Annotated in this window: 19 protein-coding genes; all 19 read right to left on the bottom strand. The window is 40.0% G+C overall.

Annotated features, from left to right (window positions below; translation table 11 throughout):
* Positions 1-13 precede the first annotated feature (13 nt).
* A complete protein-coding gene (locus tag M3175_RS10715) occupies positions 14-1,309 on the bottom strand; it encodes an aminotransferase class III-fold pyridoxal phosphate-dependent enzyme (protein WP_251518757.1) in 1,296 nt (431 codons plus the stop codon).
* Positions 1,293-2,678 carry an aminotransferase family protein gene (locus M3175_RS10710; protein ID WP_251518756.1) on the bottom strand — a complete coding sequence of 462 codons (1,386 nt, stop codon included), beginning with the start codon at positions 2,676-2,678 and terminating at the stop codon, positions 1,293-1,295. The genes M3175_RS10715 and M3175_RS10710 overlap by 17 nt, the downstream gene beginning before the upstream one ends.
* Positions 2,666-3,856, bottom strand: coding sequence for a thiolase family protein (locus tag M3175_RS10705; RefSeq protein WP_251518754.1), 1,191 nt, complete (start codon positions 3,854-3,856; stop codon positions 2,666-2,668). The genes M3175_RS10710 and M3175_RS10705 overlap by 13 nt, the downstream gene beginning before the upstream one ends.
* The gene (locus M3175_RS10700; protein ID WP_251518753.1) at positions 3,847-4,518 is read right to left on the bottom strand and encodes a 3-oxoacid CoA-transferase subunit B; all 672 of its coding nucleotides are present in this window, start codon (positions 4,516-4,518) and stop codon (positions 3,847-3,849) included. Before M3175_RS10700 ends, M3175_RS10705 begins: the two co-directional genes overlap by 10 nt.
* 1 nt (position 4,519) lies before the next feature.
* Positions 4,520-5,176 carry a CoA transferase subunit A gene (locus M3175_RS10695; RefSeq protein WP_251518752.1) on the bottom strand — a complete coding sequence of 219 codons (657 nt, stop codon included), beginning with the start codon at positions 5,174-5,176 and terminating at the stop codon, positions 4,520-4,522.
* A gap of 185 nt (positions 5,177-5,361) precedes the next feature.
* A complete protein-coding gene (locus tag M3175_RS10690) occupies positions 5,362-5,691 on the bottom strand; it encodes a DUF3870 domain-containing protein (protein WP_251518751.1) in 330 nt (109 codons plus the stop codon).
* Between the two features lie 182 nt (positions 5,692-5,873).
* Positions 5,874-6,755 (bottom strand): pyridoxal 5'-phosphate synthase lyase subunit PdxS, encoded by an 882-nt coding sequence (gene pdxS / locus M3175_RS10685; protein WP_251518750.1) that lies wholly within the window; start codon positions 6,753-6,755, stop codon positions 5,874-5,876.
* A 356-nt stretch (positions 6,756-7,111) separates the two neighbouring features.
* Positions 7,112-8,215 carry a 5-methyltetrahydropteroyltriglutamate--homocysteine S-methyltransferase gene (locus M3175_RS10680; RefSeq protein WP_251518749.1) on the bottom strand — a complete coding sequence of 368 codons (1,104 nt, stop codon included), beginning with the start codon at positions 8,213-8,215 and terminating at the stop codon, positions 7,112-7,114.
* Between the two features lie 488 nt (positions 8,216-8,703).
* On the bottom strand, positions 8,704-9,777 hold the full coding sequence (locus M3175_RS10675) for a sulfate/molybdate ABC transporter ATP-binding protein (protein ID WP_251518748.1): 1,074 nt from the start codon (positions 9,775-9,777) through the stop codon (positions 8,704-8,706).
* A 21-nt stretch (positions 9,778-9,798) separates the two neighbouring features.
* The gene (gene cysW / locus M3175_RS10670) at positions 9,799-10,677 is read right to left on the bottom strand and encodes a sulfate ABC transporter permease subunit CysW (protein WP_251518747.1); all 879 of its coding nucleotides are present in this window, start codon (positions 10,675-10,677) and stop codon (positions 9,799-9,801) included.
* Between the two features lie 18 nt (positions 10,678-10,695).
* Entirely contained in the window at positions 10,696-11,523 is an 828-nt protein-coding gene (gene cysT / locus M3175_RS10665; protein ID WP_251518745.1) for a sulfate ABC transporter permease subunit CysT, read from the bottom strand.
* A gap of 21 nt (positions 11,524-11,544) precedes the next feature.
* On the bottom strand, positions 11,545-12,612 hold the full coding sequence (locus tag M3175_RS10660) for a sulfate ABC transporter substrate-binding protein (protein ID WP_251518744.1): 1,068 nt from the start codon (positions 12,610-12,612) through the stop codon (positions 11,545-11,547).
* Positions 12,613-12,913: 301 nt separating this feature from the next.
* Positions 12,914-13,678 (bottom strand): alpha/beta hydrolase, encoded by a 765-nt coding sequence (locus M3175_RS10655; RefSeq protein WP_251518743.1) that lies wholly within the window; start codon positions 13,676-13,678, stop codon positions 12,914-12,916.
* A gap of 55 nt (positions 13,679-13,733) precedes the next feature.
* Positions 13,734-13,946 (bottom strand): Fur-regulated basic protein FbpA, encoded by a 213-nt coding sequence (locus tag M3175_RS10650; RefSeq protein ID WP_251518742.1) that lies wholly within the window; start codon positions 13,944-13,946, stop codon positions 13,734-13,736.
* A 150-nt stretch (positions 13,947-14,096) separates the two neighbouring features.
* Positions 14,097-15,416 (bottom strand): homocysteine synthase, encoded by a 1,320-nt coding sequence (locus tag M3175_RS10645; protein WP_251518741.1) that lies wholly within the window; start codon positions 15,414-15,416, stop codon positions 14,097-14,099.
* Positions 15,417-16,775 carry an LLM class flavin-dependent oxidoreductase gene (locus M3175_RS10640; protein ID WP_251518740.1) on the bottom strand — a complete coding sequence of 453 codons (1,359 nt, stop codon included), beginning with the start codon at positions 16,773-16,775 and terminating at the stop codon, positions 15,417-15,419.
* A gap of 84 nt (positions 16,776-16,859) precedes the next feature.
* Positions 16,860-17,510, bottom strand: a complete 651-nt coding sequence (locus M3175_RS10635; RefSeq protein WP_251518739.1) for a methionine ABC transporter permease — start codon at positions 17,508-17,510, stop codon at positions 16,860-16,862.
* Complete coding sequence (locus tag M3175_RS10630; RefSeq protein WP_251518738.1) at positions 17,452-18,531, bottom strand: methionine ABC transporter ATP-binding protein; 1,080 nt, start codon at positions 18,529-18,531, stop codon at positions 17,452-17,454. Before M3175_RS10630 ends, M3175_RS10635 begins: the two co-directional genes overlap by 59 nt.
* 24 nt (positions 18,532-18,555) lie before the next feature.
* Positions 18,556-19,395 (bottom strand): MetQ/NlpA family ABC transporter substrate-binding protein, encoded by an 840-nt coding sequence (locus M3175_RS10625; protein WP_251518736.1) that lies wholly within the window; start codon positions 19,393-19,395, stop codon positions 18,556-18,558.
* Positions 19,396-19,430: the final 35 nt, after the last annotated feature.

Below are 19,430 nucleotides of genomic sequence, written 5' to 3'. Positions count from 1 at the left end.
AGGAACCTGAAAATTAGTTTCCTGAAATGGTTTCTGTTATCACATCTTCTAAAATCGTTAATCCGCTATCAAGCACATCTTCTTGTATATTAAGAGGCAGCATTAATCGGATTGTTTGCCCTATTACACCACAGTTCATAATGAGTAAGCCATTTTCCAGAGCTCTCGATTTGATTTTCGGTACAAACAAAGAAGCAGATTGCGAATCGAATTCTATACCAATCATCATCCCGACTCCTCGGACTTCAACAATGCCCGGTAAATGTCCGACCGAGTGATGAAGTCTGCCAACAATCTTGACACCGAGTGTAGCGCTGCGTTCTACTAACTTCTCTTCCTCAATGACCTCAATGTTAGCCAATGCCGCCGCACAAGAAACAGGATTTCCTCCGAATGTCGAACCATGACCGGCTGTCGGCCATTTTTCATGAAGCTCACGACTTGCAACAATAGCGCCAAGAGGCATACCACCGGAAAGGGCTTTTGCCAGTACTAAAATATCAGGAGTCACATTCGCATGCTCTGACGCGAACATTTTACCTGTACGGCCAAATCCTGTTTGTACTTCGTCAAAGATAAGCAAAATGCCGTGTTCCTCTGAAATCTTTCTTAATTCCTGTAAAAAGCTTGGCGGTGCCGGATAATATCCGCCTTCACCCATTACAGGTTCAATGATGATGGCTGCGACACGTGAAGGATCCACGCGTAAATCAAACAATCTTTGTAGTTGATTCAAGCAATACTCTTCAGCTTCTTCTTCTTTAATGTTTTTCAGCTGGTTAGGATACGGATATGGAACGTGATACACCTCACCTAGAATCGGTTCATAATAACGACGATATTTAGAGCTTGATGCCGTAATGGCTGTTGCTCCTAATGTGCGGCCATGAAACGATCCTTCAAAAGCAATGATGGCGGGCCTTCCAGTTGCCGCCTTTGCTAGTTTAAGTGCACCGTCAATAGCTTCAGCTCCCGAATTTGAGAAAAAGACAGTGTCAAGATTCCCTGGTGTGATATGAGCAAGCTTTTCCGCCAAATTCGCTGCCGTTTCATAATAACCATAGTTCAATCCTAGATGAATCAAGTCTTCAGCTTGTTTTTTAATGGCTTCAACCATTTTTCTGTTCGTATGTCCGACTGCGTTGACAGCTACTCCTGAAACAAAATCGATATACTCCTTGCCGTCTGTCGTCCAAAATTTGGCACCATGGGCTTTTTCAATGACAAGCTCGGTTACCCTTGTCATAACCGGTGATAAATGTTTTTGTGCTTTTTCTTTAATCAAATTTGTTTTATTTTGCAACTTCATAAATCTCATCCTTTCTTAATTGATCTTTGAATATCGTGAATGATTCATCTAAAATTCCTACAATCTCATCAATTTCTGTTCTCGTAACATTTAAAGGAGGGCTGATGATGAGGTGTTCTCCCTTTGTACCGTCAATAGTACCGGAACCAGGATAAAAAACCGCACCGAGTTCCATCGCAATTCCATTCAATCTCTCAGCCGCTTTTTCAGATGGTTCGAACAGCTGATCGTGCCTAGAATCCTTCACAAGTTCCATACCGATCAAAAGCCCTCTGCCCCGAACATCCGATATATAAGAATGTTTTTGCTTCAGCTCCATTAGACGTTTGACAAGGTACGGACCTTGTTTTTTGACGTTTTCCAGCACCATATCTCGCTCATATACGTTCAATGCAGCAAGACCCGCTGCAACGGACACAGGATGCCCACTATAGGTGTAACCGTGAATAAATTTCCCGTCGCTGTGTTGCATGAGTCCATCGATTAACCGATTATGAACGATCATTCCGGCGAGCGGAGCATAACCCGCTGAAACCCCTTTTCCGAATGTGATGATATCAGGCTTGATTCCAATCTGTTCGGTCGCGAAGTTGGTACCAGTCCGACCGAATCCAGTCATCACTTCATCGATAATTAAAACGATTTCGTAACGATCACACAGCTCCCGAACTTTCTCAAAATATCCTGGCGGTGGTGGAACAGCACCTTGCTGGCTTCCTACAATCGGCTCGGCAATAAATGCGGACACATTCTCAGAGCCAAGCTCTAAAATGGTTCTTTCAATATCGGTTACACACGTCCAGTTTTGATTAGAGAGACAATTATCTTTTTGACGATCGTATGGACATCGGTGGCAGTACGGCGAATAGACATGGGCATAGTTTAAAAGATTAGGAGTGTATGCATGTCTTCTTTTTACGTCTCCTCCTGCGGATAATGAACCGATGGTGTTACCGTGATAAGACTGCCATCGACCGATTACAATATGCTTTTGCGGTCTGCCGGCATCCCTATGATATTGCCTTGCCAGCTTCAAAGCACTTTCATTTGCTTCAGAGCCACCAGTTGTAAAATACACTAAATTTAATTGGTCTGGGGCCATTTTGCCGATGGTTTCTGCCAGTTCATGCAACGCTTTTGTCTCGAAGCGCATGGTATGGACGAAAGCTGCTTTTTTTGCTTGCTCTGCCATTGCCTCTCCTATAGAACCAATTCCATGTCCCAGGTTGGCTGCAACCGCTCCCGAGCATGCATCCAAATACTTTTTCCCGTTCTCATCTATGAGATAGACCCCTTCGCCATGAGTAATAATCGGATACTCCTTTTTTAAATCACGATGAAACACGAAGTCTTTTTTTACTCCATCCATCTTTCCACCACCATTGCCATTCCTAATCCTCCCGCTACACAAATCGTCGCAAGACCATATTGTCGTTTTTGTTTTTCCAGCTCATGACATAATGTAGTGAGTATTCTTGCACCAGAGCACCCAAGTGGATGACCTAAGGCAATTGCTCCTCCGTTAACATTCACGTTATCCCCTTTCAGGCCCCATTCTTTTAAACAAGCAAGACTTTGGGCAGCAAATGCCTCATTTAATTCAATCAAATCGATATCTTCTAAGCGAAGACCTGCCTTATTTAACGCGATTCGTGATGCAGGAACCGGACCGATCCCCATTTCTTTTGGTGATACACCCGTTGCAGCAAAGGAACGAATTCTAGCCATCGGAACCACTCCAAGTTGGTTCGCTTTTTCTTCTGACATCAACAGCAGCATCGAAGCACCATCATTTCTACCGGATGAGTTTCCCGCTGTTACCGTTCCATCCTTTTGAAACACAGAACGTAACGTTCCTAACTTTTCAATGTCCGTCAATCTAGGGTACTCATCTATTGCAAAGTGTCTGATTCCCTTTTTTCCTTCCTTTACAGGAACAGGAATGATTTCTTCATCAAAATGGCCCATTTCAATGGCACGTTTCGCTTTCTGCTGACTCATAAAGGCAAATTCGTCTTGTTCACGACGGCTAATATTATATTTTTCAGCCAGCCACTCAGCTGTCTGCCCCATCGTGAAACGACCATATATCTCCTCTGGTTGAGATTTTGGCTGACTTTCGGTATTTGAATCATACAGTGTCAAATCTCCCATCTTCATACCGAATCGAGTATCAACCGTATAATGAGGAGCTTGTGACATGCTTTCAACACCACCCGCTAAAACTACGTCCGCTTGACCAGTTAAAATGGACATTGCCCCGTTAATGACGGCCTGCAAACCCGAACCGCACTGACGATGGACTGTATAAGCAGGAATCGTTTCTGGAAAATGAGCTTGTAATGCCGCGACTCTTGCTATATTCGGAGCATGCGCACTCTGTTTTGTTTGGCCGACGATGACTTCATCGACAATATTGGAACCGTAACCAGAAGCCGAAAGGTTATTTTTCATAATAAGAGATACGAGCTCTTCCGGGCGCGTATCCGCCAGTGATCCACCGAGGTTTCCGAGAGGAGTTCGAAAGGCATTTACAATTACAGCCACGGTGCAGTCACCTCTTTGCCATGATAGAAAGATTGAGCAATACGGAATGGGGCATCCGTTTTTTGTTGAATTTCTTCAAGGGAAACTTCAGGTGAAAGCTCCAAAAGATAAAGTCCATCTGCCTTTACTTCGAACACCGCCAAATCGGTAATGATTAAATCTACTTTTCGTTCCGATGTGATTGGATAGGTTAATTCCTTTACAATTTTTGCCTCTCCTTTATTAGACGTATGCAGCGTTGTTACGATAATCTTTTTGGAGCCTTCCAATAAATCCATCGCTCCGCCTACACCAAGAACATTTTTTCCTGGTACGGCCCAATTGGCGATCCGCCCCATCGCATCAATTTGCAGCACACCAAGAATCGAAACACTTACATGTCCTCCACGAATCATTGCAAAAGATGATGCGCTATCAAAAAAGGATGACCCTTCCAAAACTGTGACAGGTAGTTTCCCTGCATTAACAAGATTTTCGTCAATATCCTCTGGATCAGGGCTAGGACCTACTCCAAGGATGCCGTTTTCCGAGTGTAAAAAAACTTGAACATCTGATGGAATGTAATCAGCCACCAGCGTTGGGATCCCTATACCTAAATTGACGATATCGCCATGCTTTAATTCCTTCGCCGCTCTTGCAGCAATGTATTGTTTCACGTTCAAGCTATTTCCCGCCCTTCACAACGATAAAATCAACGTATAAATGAGGGGTGACAATTTCTTCAGGAGAAATTTCACCTACCTCCACCATCTCGTCTACCTCTGCAATCACCACATCGGCAGCTGTTGCCATCATCGGATTGAAGTTTCTTGCCGATTGGTTGTATATGAGATTTCCTAATGGATCCGCTTTTTTCGCTTTAATGAAAGCAACATTCGCTTTAAGAGGCTCTTGGAACACATATTTTTTACCGTTAAGGGTACGCTCTTCTTTGTTTTCGGCGATTTTTGTTCCTACGCCGACCGGTGTATAAAATCCTCCTAGTCCCGCACCACCCGCTCGAATAGCTTCAGACATCGTTCCTTGAGGGAGAAGATCCACTTCCATTTCCTTATCCTGGTAGGCTTTAACCACCTCCGGGTTGCTTGTAAAATAAGAACCTATCGCTTTTTTTACTTGTTTTTGCCGTACTAAAACTCCAAGACCTTTACCTGGTTCACCAAGATTATTACTTATAATCTCTAAGTCTTTCACTTCCGACTGAGCCAAAGCGGCAATTAAACAAAGTGGACTTCCTACAAGTCCAAATCCACCTACCATAATTCGTGAGCCGCTTTTAACCTTTTTTACAGCTTCTTCGCATGTAATCAGCTTGCTCATCATTTTCCCTTCCTCTCTTCGACTTTTGTGGGGTTAACATTTGGAAAAATAAAAAACCGAGCCAAACATAAATCCTCGATCAAGAATGTCGTTACAACGAACATTCCTTACAAAGAGTTCATGTCAGCCCGGTTTTAATAAGACCATGGGAAGAGGTCATCTTCCCACTTTATTATAACCAAACGTTATGTATTCATTTGCTTCACGTTATCCCAATAACGTTGAACTGCAGCTTGAAGAGCCACAATGATCGCTTGCTGGGATGGAGCAAAATAAAAGCCTTGAATTCGTTTAATCAGGTGCTCAACACCGTCTTGAAGACAGTAGCCTATAAGCAGTTTTTGAAAATAATTTTTCGTTAGTTCTGTTACGAATGTGAATTCAGCTCCGACAATCTTATGATCTTTCAGATCGACTTCTAGTACAATTCCTGCATGCTTATACATTTCATACATGGAAGTTCCCTGTGGAGCTTTTGCATATCCTGTAACAATCACTGTTTCCAGTGTTTGCATGCCCTAAACCACCTTTCAAAACCAACGGATCATTTTCTTTTTCTAACACGAGTATATAGGTCAGAAAAATGAATGTCAATGCAAATATTCTAAATTTTCTAAAATGTAAAAGCGTTTTCATTAACAAGTAATCGGCGCATTGTTTGTCATGTGAGTATCAACCTAAGGCATATATAATTCCCTTACCAACCACGATCTTGCATACGTGCTCCAGGGGATAGAGATGAAATTTCAATACCTTTCATTGCGATTCCAAGATTTTTTGAAATCTCTGCAATTAGTTTATAATCCTGGTAGTGGGTAGTTGCTTCAACGATTGCTCTAGCGAATTTTGCTGGGTTATCAGATTTGAAGATTCCTGAACCAACAAATACTCCATCAGCACCTAATTGCATCATAAGTGCAGCATCAGCAGGCGTTGCTACTCCACCAGCTGCGAAGTTTACTACAGGTAGACGTCCAAGACGCTTAATCTCTAGAAGAAGTTCATATGGAGCTCCAAGTAGCTTTGCCTCTGTCATTAATTCATCTTCACTCATTGTAGCGACTTTACGAACTTGTCCATTTACCTTACGTATATGACGAACAGCTTCTACAATATTACCAGTTCCCGGCTCTCCTTTTGTACGAAGCATGGATGCACCCTCACCTATACGACGTGCTGCTTCACCAAGATCACGGCAACCACAAACAAAAGGAACCGTGTAAGCATTTTTATTTAGATGATATTCTTCATCTGCTGGTGTTAACACTTCACTCTCATCAATATAATCAACGCCCATTGCTTCAAGAACTCGAGCTTCTACGATGTGTCCGATACGTGCTTTTGCCATAACAGGAATGGAAACCGCATTCATAACTTCCTCAACAATACGTGGATCTGCCATTCTTGCTACTCCGCCAGCTGCACGAATATCAGAAGGAACGCGCTCTAATGCCATTACGGCTACCGCCCCTGCTTCCTCAGCTATTTTTGCTTGTTCAGCATTCACAACATCCATAATGACGCCGCCCTTTTGCATTTCAGCCATCCCTCTTTTTACACGATCCGTACCTGTTTTCATTGTAAAGCCCCTCCTTAAAAGTATACGCTTTCATTTTACCTCGAAAATAGTATAAAATTTACAGAACAAAAGCCTTCACATTTGGAAGATAATTAAAGACATTTTGAAATTTTTACTATTTTAACATATAGACTTGCAATTTCTGTGCCAATAATAAAAACGCTTATTTGTGAACATTTTGCGAACACTTTATGCCAAATTTCTTGGCACTAACCCTATTTTTATTTGCACCTTAACTGCAAAAAAATCTTTCCGATTTGGTGGACACATTTGCTAGCAGAAGATTGATATGGACATTCACAAAGATAGATTTATCAAAAAAAGCGAACACCCTTATAAAGGTGTTCGCTTCAAACTTATCTCCAAATCTCTTTAGAAATATCTACAATGTATTTCAACTTCGCCCATTGCTCTTCTTCTGTTAAAATATTTCCGTGATGCGTGGAAGCAAAGCCGCATTGAGGACTGATACATATTTGCTCAAGTGGCACATATTTGGTTGCCTCTTCCACACGCGCTATAATATTTTCCTTATCTTCTAATTCCCCATGTTTCGATGTGAATACCCCTAGCACGACTAGTGGTCCCCCGTTTGGTATGTATTCCAATGGACCGAAGTCACCAGAACGATCGTCATCATATTCTAAGAAGAATCCATTCACTTTTTCTTTTGCAAATAAGGTTGGGGCAATTTTCGCGTAACTACCTTCAAATGCCCATTTCGAACGGTAGTTCCCACGGCAAAGGTGTGTGGTTACAATCAGATCTTCCGGTTTATCTTCTAATACCCCATTCACCACTCGAAGAGCTAAATCGATTAATTCTTCACGAGAGTACCCGCTATCATTAAATGGAATGTTCGGTGCATTAAGACCAGCAATGTATACATCATCTAGTTGTAAGTAACGGCAACCAGCCTCATAAAACGCTTTGATGGCATCACGGTAGGTTTGAATAATGTCATTTGTGTACTCTTCAAGGTCTGGATAAATGTCTATGTTTCGTATACCTGCATTGAATAATTGGTTCGGACTTGGGATCGTTTGTTTGGCAACGGCACGGTCCCCAACAATTTCTTTGAACTCGATAAATTCTTTTATATGAGGGTGATCTTGGTTAAACGAGATTTTCCCAGTCACACGCACATCGTATCTTTCCGTTTCCTCCCCTTTAAATGCAAAACCATGATCTGGAACGTAGCCTTCTACCCCATGTAAATGTTCAAGAAAATCAGTATGCCAAAATCTACGACGAAATTCTCCATCGGTCACAGCTTGTAGCCCAACCTCGATTTGCTTGTCTACGATGTTTTTAATTTCTTCCGTTTCAATAGAATGTAGCTCTTGTGCGGTAAGATTACCTGCTTGGAAATCCCTTCTGGCCTGATGAATTCTCTCTGATCGTAATAAACTTCCGACATGATCGGCTCGAAATGGTGCTTTAACTAGTGTTTTTGTCATCAATAATCTCCCACTTTCTTTTTAAATACTCTTAATCTTCTGATCTAAAGTAAGTGTAGCACAGGAAAATGATTATAACGTAACACTAGATTTCTATCTCTTGCTATAGCTTTTAGCTATAACCGAAGGGGTTTTTTAGTGTGGTTTGTGGTAAATGGTCAATTAGTTCATTGATTCTACTAGTTTTTGGAAAATATATGTTCTAAATGAGGATATAGTTAACCAGATCCACTAAATACTGGAAATAATATGTTCTATGTGAGGATTTAGTTCACCGATTTCACTAATTACTGGAAATTACATATTCTAAACGAGGGTTTAGTTCAACATTTCCACTAAATACTGGAAATCACATGTTCTAAATGAGGGTTTAGTTCACCGATCCCACTAAATACTGGAAAACTCACGTTCTAAATTTCCATTAGACTCTATCACATCGTTAAAAAAGATAAAGAGCATCCCTTATTAAAAGGAACTGCTCTTTAATTCTAAATCATGTAATCCTCCGGAATAAATACCTTGAGTTGCTTTGGTTTAACGAAAACTTTTTCGCCGACTTTTAGATTTAGCTTTGTGTAATGTTCTTTAGGAAGTTCTGCTTCCAAATACTCCTTTGTGTCTTCTCGTATTAGTTCAATTTGTACGGATGGTCCTACGATATGCAAGTGGGCTATGGATACTTTGACCTCTTCTTCATCTGATTTTACTCGACTAATATTTATATCATGTGGTCTGGCATATCCAATGGCTTCTCGAGTTTCTGAAGGGTCCCCATCTGGAACATTGGTTACTGTGTTTCCATGTAGAAGCTTTCCATTATTTAGTCTTCCTTTAAAGAGATTTACATTTCCTAAGAAGTCATATACAAATGGGGTCTGAGGATTTTCGTACACTTCATTCGGCGTTCCGATTTGTTCAATTTTCCCCTGATTCATCACGACAATTTTATCAGCAACATCTAATGCCTCTTCCTGATCGTGTGTCACAAATATACTGGAAATATGGAACTCATCATGAAGTCTTCTTAGCCAGCGGCGGAGCTCTTTTCTCACCTTTGCATCTAGTGCTCCAAAGGGTTCATCTAGTAACAGGACCTTCGGCTCAACGGCTAGTGCTCTTGCCAAAGCGACACGTTGCCTTTGTCCCCCTGATAGTTGAGAGGGGTACCGCTTCGCAAGATCTTTTAGTTTGACGAGTTCTAACAACTCATAAACTTTAGCTTCTATATCCTTTTTCTTAGGTCTCTCATTCCTAGGTCTGACCTTTAGCCCATAGGCAATATTCTCAAACACCGTCATATGTCGAAACAACGCGTAGTGCTGAAAGACAAATCCTACCTTTCTTTCCTTAGCTGTAATCGTAGTGATATTTTCTTTATCAAAATATATAAAACCTTGATTAGCAGATTCTAAGCCAGCAATAATCCGTAAGAGGGATGTTTTACCTGAGCCTGAGGGACCTAATAAGGCAACCAGTTCTCCTGTTTGAATTTCTAGGTTAATATCTTTCAATGCCTGAAAGGAGCCAAAAGATTTTGAAACATTTTCAATAACAATACTCATGTATGATCTCCTCTAGTTCAATTAAATTTCAGTACTTATCTGTTTTTTTGCCTTCCACTCTAGGAAACTCTTAATAATAAGCGTAAAGATAGCCATTAATGACATCAATGAGGCTACTGCAAAGGCCGCAGCAAATTGATACTCTCCGTACAAAATCTCAATATGAAGAGGCATCGTATTTGTCAGTCCTCTTATATGTCCAGAAACGACAGATACGGCTCCAAACTCGCCAATGGCACGTGCATTACAAAGAATCATTCCATATAATAATGCCCATTTAATATTAGGTAAGGTGACATACCAAAATGTTTTCCAACCACTCGCCCCAAGAGTAATAGAAGCTTCTTCTTCCGCTGTTCCTTGCGCTTGCATGAGTGGAATGAGTTCCCTTGACACGAACGGAAAGGTGACGAAAATCGTGGCTAACACAATCCCTGGGACTGCAAATACAATTTTAATGTCGTTATCAAAGAGCCACTCCCCAAATAACCCCCTTGAACCAAATAAAAGAATAAATACTAGTCCGGCAATCACAGGGGAAACAGCGAATGGCAGATCAATGAGAGTAATTAAGATATTTTTCCCCCTAAATTGAAACTTGGTAATCGCCCAAGCTGATGCAATACCAAAGATCGCATTAAGTGGGATAGCAATGAGTGCCACTAAAATCGTTAACTTAATAGCAGATAATGCTTCCGGATTGGTGATTGCTTCTATATATACATTGACTCCTTTAGCAAAGGCTTGGATAAAAACAGTAATTAAAGGCAGAAATAGAAATAGTCCTAAAAAGGCTAAAGCAATGGTAATCAGTAACCATTGTACCCACTTGGGATCTGATGTTCCTGCAGGCTGTTTTTGTGGAACAGTAGAAAATTGAATAGGTACGTTACCAGCCATAGAAACCCCACTTTCTTTCTAGTGAATGAACTTCCTGTTCGTCCACCATTGAATAAGATTAATAAGAAACAATAAAATAAAGGACGTGACAAGCATAACCGTTGCAATGGCTGTTGCTCCCGTGTAATCGTATTGCTCGAGCTTCGTCATAATCAGCAAAGGAGTGATTTCTGTTTTCATTGGCATGTTTCCTGCGATAAAAACGACGGAACCGTACTCTCCCAGAGACCGAGCAAACGCCAGGGTAAAACCACTTAAAGCGGCCGGTAACAATTCCGGAAAAATAATTTTCCGGAATGTTTGGAACCGACTAGCACCTAAGGAGGAGGACGCTTCTTCTACTTCCTTTTCGAGATTTTGCAACACTGGCTGAACCATTCGTACCACAAAAGGCAGTCCGATAAAAGTTAAGGCAATGACCACTCCAATGGGTGTAAAGGCAACCTTAAAATCAAGTAATCTCCCGATCCATCCATTAGGTGCATAAACTGTGGTTAATGCTATTCCGGCAACAGCGGTGGGAAGAGCAAAGGGCAAATCTACTAAACCATCAATTATTTTCTTCCCTGGAAATGAATACCTCACTAGCACCCATGCTAACAAGACACCAAATATCGCATTAATGAGACCTGCTGCCAAGGATGCCCCAAAGCTTAATTTATAGGATGCAACTACCCGTGGGTCTAGGACCGTATCCCAAAAATCTTCCCATCCCATTTGTGCTGTATAGAGAAGAATCATGGATAACGGCAATAATACTAAAATACTAAGATAGAGTGTCGTGTATCCCATCGTTAACCCAAATCCGGGTAACACTTGATTCTTCTTAAAGATTGCTTTCCTCATACAATCACCTAAAACCTTTCTCTATGGAAGATAAATCTCGTCAAAGGTCCCCCCATCGTTAAAATGAGTTTCTTGTGCTTTTTGCCATCCTCCAAAATCTTCATCTACCGTTACAAATTCAATTTCTGGGAACTGATCGGCATATTTTTTTAACACTTCTTGATTACGTGGACGGTAATAGTTCTTTGCCGCAATTTCCTGACCTTTTTCAGTATATAAGTACTTCAAGTATGCTTCAGCCACTTCCGTAGTCCCTTTTTTCTCCGCATTTTTATCAACCACAGCCACTGGTGGTTCTGCAAGAATACTAATGGAAGGATTTACTATTTCGAATTTGTCTTCTCCTAGCTCATTAATAGAAAGAAATGCTTCATTTTCCCAAGCAATTAGTACATCTCCGATTTCTCTTTGAACAAATGTATTAGTCGAATCACGTGCACCAGAATCTAATACTTCTACGTTTTTGTATAAACTTTTCATAAAGTCTTTAATTTTGTCTTCTTCACCATTAAATTGCTTGCTTGCGTAAGCCCATGCCGCTAAATAATTCCATCTAGCTCCTCCCGATGTTTTCGGGTTTGGTGTAATGACCGATACATCTTCTCTAATTAAGTCATCCCAATCTTGAATATTCTTCGGATTTCCTTTTCTCACTAAAAATACAATCGTAGATGTATAAGGAGTTGAGTTATCCTCTAATCTCTTTTGCCAATCCGTTGAGAGGATACCAGCTTTATTAGCAATTTCATCGATATCGTAAGCTAATGCTAAGGTAACAACGTCGGCTTCTAGTCCGTCAATTACGGCTCTTCCTTGTTTTCCTGATCCACCATGAGATTGTTGAATCGTTACTTCCTGTCCGGTTTCCTCTTTCCAATACGAAGCAAATTCCTTATTGAACTCTTGATATAATTCACGTGTTGGGTCGTAGGATACATTCAATAACTCTACAGGTTCTTTAGATGATGCTGCATTTTCTTTGTTTTCTTTCTCATCCTTACTTGAACTTTCTTGTTGGGAGCATCCTACTACTGCAAATAAAACCATAAAAATAGCAATAAATAGACCAACAACTTTCTTTGTTTTCATGTAAATTTCCCCTTTATATTTGTTTTTACTATTAATCCCAATTGTAATTATCTAAATATTCCGATTTATATTTCAAAATAAAAAGCTCCTATAAGCAACCCCAAATTTAAAGAATAAGAGGTTACTAACAGGAGCCTTCGGTGGTCCGATCGGCAATATTATTTTGAAGTAATAGGAATATTTTTAAATCCGACAATTTACATAGGATTACATAGATTTATAATAATATGAAATTTTTATAAAAGCAATCATTATTTTTAATAGTTAGCAAAATAAAAAAGATCTCGTTGTTGAGATCTTTTTAAGGACTAATAGGACTACTCGACAGAAGTTGCTCAATGAAACCTATTCCACTTGATACAATAACATCCTTATCGTAGTCCATAGAAGCTACGTGGTAGGAGTTCTGTAACACGACTCTTTCCTTAATAGATGAACCTATATTACGAAGAATATAGTCTGTATTGGCTGGTGGGACGACATGGTCCACCGCTGAATGAATTCCTAAAACAGGAGACTGAATATCTGGTAAAATAGATGGAGTTTTCTCCATTAACTTTTGCAATTCATGAATGGCTTTGATCGGTACTTTCGGATAAGCAATTTCAACAACATCCTTTGCATGTAGATCCGGAGCCGATTCATTTAGAAATCGTGGTTCGATTTTTCCTTTTAGATACTCATAGGACGGAACTTCCAAAGCAGCATTTACAGTAATAATTCCCTTAATATCCGGATAACGCTTAGCCAGCCAAAGTGTTAATGTCCCACCCATAGACTGACCAATAACAAATATACTATGGCAGTGTAGTCTTAATTGCTGATATCCTTTTTCTAAAGATTGGAACCAATCATGATTCGTGCATTCCTCTAGATCCTTATAATGCGTTCCATGACCATGTAATCTTGGACCTAAAACAGTAAATCCTTGTTTGGCAAACCCTTCTCCGAGGTAACGTACACTTTGAGGGGTACCAATAAACCCGTGTGAAATTAGGATTCCAATGTCATTTCCTTTGAAAAAAAACGCTTCTGCACCGTCTAAAACAGGGTATTTTTCAGCCATTCATCTCACCTCTATTATTCATTACAATTTGGATGAACTAATATTATACTAACGATTAATTTTTCTTCGGATTATGATTTATCCGTATCGATCCTAGATCCGAATGCGGGTGGTTTTCGATAATAAATCGTCTATATTCATATTCTAGTTCGGTTAATGACAGCTCAAAAAGGTGCTTATCTTCTTTTTTATAAACATCGAAGGCTATTAATTTATCTATTAATTTCTTTCGTCTTTTTTCTAAACTGTTTCGAAAAATCTCACCCATCTCTGTTCACTCCAATACTTGATATTATCCCCAAAATTGGATGGTCACTAACTGGCAGTTTTTTTAATTGCTCCCCATTTGTCATAGGGAGCAATTAACAATCCTTATAATTCTCATCAACTTAGTAAGAATTAACTCGAAAAAAAATGGTTAATTACCAGCTTTTATAATATGTTTCTCTTTCTGGCTGGCCTTTAAGGCAGAGTCTAGATCCTCAAGAATATCTTCAATGGCCTCTGTTCCAATAGATAGGCGAATTAATTCCGGTGTCACACCAGCTTCTCTTTGTTCTTCATCGGTTAATTGTTGATGTGTGGTGCTAGCTGGATGGATAATAAGTGACTTGGAATCGCCTATATTGGCCAAGTGTGAGAACAGCTCTACGGAATCTATTAATCTCTTGGCAGCCGCCTTTCCACCTTTGACTCCGAATGTTAATATAGCCCCTTGCCCATTAGGTAAATATTTTTGCGCTCTCAGATAAGACGGATGGCTCTTTAAACCTGGGTAACTCACCCATTCGACTAATTCATGTTTCTCTAAAAACTCCGCTGTTTTCAGTGCATTTTCACTATGTCGTTGTAATCGAAGATGCAACGTCTCTAACCCTTGTAGTAACAGAAAAGAATTAAACGGGGAAAGCGCAGAGCCTAAATCTCTTAATAATTGAACCCTCGCTTTCGTAATATACGCAGCCTCCCCTGCAGCATCAGTGTACACTAGCCCATGATAACTTGGATCTGGTTTGCTTAACTCAGGGAACTTCCCACTCTTCTTCCAATCGAATTTCCCACTATCAACAATCACGCCTCCGATAGTCGTACCATGCCCTCCAATAAATTTGGTTGCAGAATGAACGACGATGTCTGCACCAAATTCAATGGGTCTTAGTAAATAAGGACTAGGAACGGTATTATCAACGATGAGAGGAATTTGATTATCATGAGCAATCTTAGCTACTGATTCAATATCGAGTACATCACCTTTTGGATTACCTACGGATTCTGCATATATGGCTTTTGTTTTTGATGTTATCGCTTTTCTAAAATTTTCTGGATCATCCGGACTGACGAACTTTACCTTAATTCCTAATTTGGCAAGAGTAGCTGAAAACAAATTATATGTTCCACCGTATAAACTACTTGAAGAAACAATTTCGTCTCCTGCGGATGCAATATTGATAATGGCAAAGGCGGTAGCAGACTGGCCAGATGAAACCCCTAGAGCCCCCACTCCACCTTCAAGTGCAGCCACTCTTTGTTCAAACACATCTGTCGTAGGGTTAATAATACGTGTGTAAACATATCCAGCTTCCGTTAAATTAAATAAATTTGCGGCGTGATCACTGTCATTAAATACAAAGGATGATGTTTGATAAATGGGCACGGCTCGAGATAATGTAGTTGGATCTGGTTTTTGTCCTCCATGAATGGCCTTTGTTGCTAAACGTTGTTCTTTATTGATAGACATTTAAATTCCTCCTTGTTTTGTTGAAAGCTTTTCTTTTACAAAACGATTGCCAGGCTTTTTTAGACCCAAATGCTCACGAAGAGTTTCCCCTTCATACTCCAATCGGAACAATCCTCTCTCTTGCAAAATAGGAACAACTTGCTCCACGAAATCATTCAAGTCATTAGGATATAGAGGAAACTGGATCATAAAACCATCGGCTGCTTTTTCGGTAAACCACTCTTCCATTTCATCTGCAATTTGTTTGGGAGTCCCAACAAAAGCATCCTTCCTCCCTGGACCAAAGAAGCGATTATATAAATCACCCACCTTTAAATCCTCTTCGTCAATAATCTTCTTCATTTCGAAAAATTGACTTTGAATACTATTTACAGTTGGAAATTCCACATCCTTTGCTGGGGTCGTTAAATCATACTTAGAAAAATCTACATTTCCCATATATCCTGAAACAAACTTTAAACTTTCATAGGGATCCATCAAGCCTTGAAGATAAAGAAATTTTTGGAAAGCCATTTCTTCTGTTTCCCCAATAATGGGTGAAATCCCATGAAGGATATGAAGTTCATCTTCCTCTCTACCAAAGTCCTTTAGTTGTGATTTAAGTCTGCTGTAGTGTTGCTTTGCTTTCTCCTTACTATCCCAATGCACGAACACTACTTCAGCCACTCGTGCTGCGAGTCTTTGACCAGGTTCCGAAGCTCCTGCTTGAATGATGACTGGTTGCCCCTGGTTGGATCTAGCTATATTTAATGGTCCTTTAACAGAGAAATACTTTCCTTTAAAGTTCACTTCATGAACCTTTTCTTTTTGAAAGAAATCACCTGTTTTCTTGTTATAGATAAAAGCATCATCTTCCCAGGAATCCCATAATCCTTGAACCACATCTACGAATTCCTCTGCTCGCTCATACCGTTGATCATGTTCCCAATGCTTATCACGACTAAAGTTTAAAGCCGTCTCACCTGTAGCATCAGCTGTTGTTACAAGATTCCATGCCGCTCTGCCATTGCTAATATGATCTACAGAGGCAAACTGCCGAGCAAGCACATATGGTTCACTGTAGGTAGTAGAAGCTGTAGCTCCAATACCAATCTTTTTAGTTGCGGTGGCTAATGCTGTAATTAATACGACGGGATCAAAACGATTCAGTATTTGAGGATGAGATTCAAGATTAATTGCTAGACTATCTGCTACAAATGCGAGGTCAAATTTCCCTTTTTCTGCAATTTGAGCTAATGTTTGTAATGCTTTTACATCAATGCTCGCATCTGGCTGAGCATCATGATGTCTCCAAGAAGCCACATGCATCCCACTTCCTACTAAATAGGCTGCCAGTTTCATCTGCCGTTTGTGTTCCATTTTCCTCTCCCTTCCTTTTTCCATACTCCCTTATATGGCATCACCTCCATACGGAATAAAAATGAACATTAGCCCTGAGCTCCTTTAAGCTCTCCTTATTTTCCTTTCAAGAACATTACCAACACTCTGAACTCCTTGCACAACCACCACTAGAATAACCACAGTGACAAAAATAGTAATCGTACTAAATCGTTGATAGCCATAAGATATAGCAACGTCTCCTAGTCCACCACCCCCGATGGCTCCTGCCATCGCAGTTGCACCGATTAATCCAATGGTTGCCGTCGTAATACTGAGTACTAAAGAAGGAAAGGCTTCAGGAAGTAGAAATTTACCGATAATTTGCAATGGGGTTGCTCCCATTGATTGAGCAGCTTCCACAATGCCTTCATCTACTTCTAACAAGGAATTCTCAACAAGCCTTGAGATATATGGTCCGATATGAAGGACCAGAGGCACGATTGCCGCAGTCGTCCCAATGGATGTACCGACAATTAATCTAGTAAACGGGATGATCGCAACTAGTAAAATAATAAAAGGAATGGACCGTAGTATATTGACGATGGGATTTAGTAAAGAAAAAATCCATCGATTTTCAAGTATATGTCCTTTCCTTGTCACGACTAGAATAATTCCTAAAACCATTCCGAGAATTCCTCCAAAGAGGAGGGAGATACTAACCATGTAAAGTGTTTCCCACAAGGCTTCGAGTATAAGTTCTGTACTTACTTCCATCTTCCATCACCTCCTGAACGATAACATCTTGTGCATAAAGGAACTGAATGGCTCTTTCTAACTCATTCTCTTTGCCCACTAGCTCCACAATGAAGTGACCATACGGGTTACCCTGAAGTTCCGTAATAGTAGCAAATAAAATGTTTATATCTACGTTAAAATTCTTTGCGGTCCTTGAAACGAGGGGTTGACCGGAACTTACACCAAGAAAATCGATTTTTAATATTTTTCTTTCTTTCATATTTTGTTTAAGTAAACTCTTAACACTTGCAGGGATATCATCTCGAACAACAGACTTTACGAAATTACGTGCCGTATCTGTTTTTGGTTGGGCAAAAATATCAAACACACTTCCTATCTCTATGACACGGCCTTCTTCCATAACTGCCACTCGATTGCATACTTCTTTAATGACCTCCATCTCATGCGTGATCAGGAGAATCGTGATATTAAATTCTTCATTAATCCTCTTTAATAAATTTAAAATGGATGTGGTTGTTTGTGGATCTAATGCAGACGTCGCCTCATCACATAGCAGGATGGTTGGATTTGTTACTAATGCTCTTGCAATCCCTAGACGCTGCTTCTGCCCACCGGAAAGTTCATTCGGATAATGATGTGCTTTCTCCTCTAATCCAACAAAACGAAGAATTTCATAAACCCGCTCCTCCATCTCTTTTTTCTTCTTTTTACTTAGTACTAGAGGCATCGCGACATTATCAAAAACGGATTTGGAGTTTAACAAATTGAAATGCTGAAAAATCATGCCTATGTTTTTTTGGGCCAAACGCAGCTCTCTCCTTGTTAATTCCGTTAACTTCCTCCCATTAACCAAAATGTCTCCAGAGGTTGGATATTCCAATAAATTTACGGTGCGAATAAGCGTACTTTTTCCAGCACCACTATAGCCAATGACTCCGAAAATATCTCCCTTTTTAACGGTTAATTGAATATCTTTTAATGCTTCAATTGTTCCCTCTTTACTTTCAAACACTTTTGAGACGTGACGAAATTCAATCAAAGCTGTATATCCTCCTCTCTATTTCTAAAATGCAGGCACTACTGCACCCTCGTACTTTTCTTCAATAAATGTTCTTACTTTTTCTGTTGTAAGTGCTTTTGCGAGCTTTTGGATGGCTTCATCATTTTTGTTATCCGGTCTTGAAACGAGAATGTTGACGTACGGAGAATCGCTTCCTTCAATAATTAAGGTATCATCTAAAGGCTTTAAATTTCCTTCTAGCGCGTAGTTTGTATTGATGGCGGATGCATCCACGTCGTCTAGTGATCTAACCAGAACCGGACCATCTACAGGAATAAAATCTAGATTTTTTTCATTTTCAGTAATATCCTCTAACGTGTAATTTCCTTTTTTACTACTATCTAACTTGATAAGGTCGTTCTCTGCAAACAACAGCAAGCCACGGGAGAAATTAACTGGATCCTTGGGTAGCGCTACTTTCGCACCATCTTCTAACTCTTCAATCGACTTTAACTTTTTTGAATACACTCCAAATGGTTCGATATGTACCCCAACCACTTTAACCAAATCCAAGCCACTATCTTTGTTTACTTGCTCTAAATAGGGTGTGTGCTGGAAGAAGTTTGCATCTAATTCTTTATCTGCTGTCTGTTGGTTTGTCTGAATCCCATCTTGAGTAATCACTATATCTAACTTCACACCCTCTTTCTCTAGATCATCTGAAATATACTCCAGTATTTCAGCATGAGGGGTTGAGGAGGCACTTATTTTCAAGACTACTTCTTTACTTTCCGTTTCTTTCCCTTCGGATGAAGTGGATGCTTTCTCTTCATTCCCACAAGCTGCTAAAACAACCAATAACCATACACTTAATAGGATGGGTACCCATTTTACATTTTTCATTTTAATTTCTCCTTTTCTATTTACTTAAGTTTGTT

Origin of the sequence: Robertmurraya korlensis, assembly GCF_023715225.1 — a bacterium.
Lineage (GTDB): Bacteria > Bacillota > Bacilli > Bacillales > Cytobacillaceae > Robertmurraya_A.
This window is presented reverse-complemented; position numbering and strand designations above follow the sequence as displayed.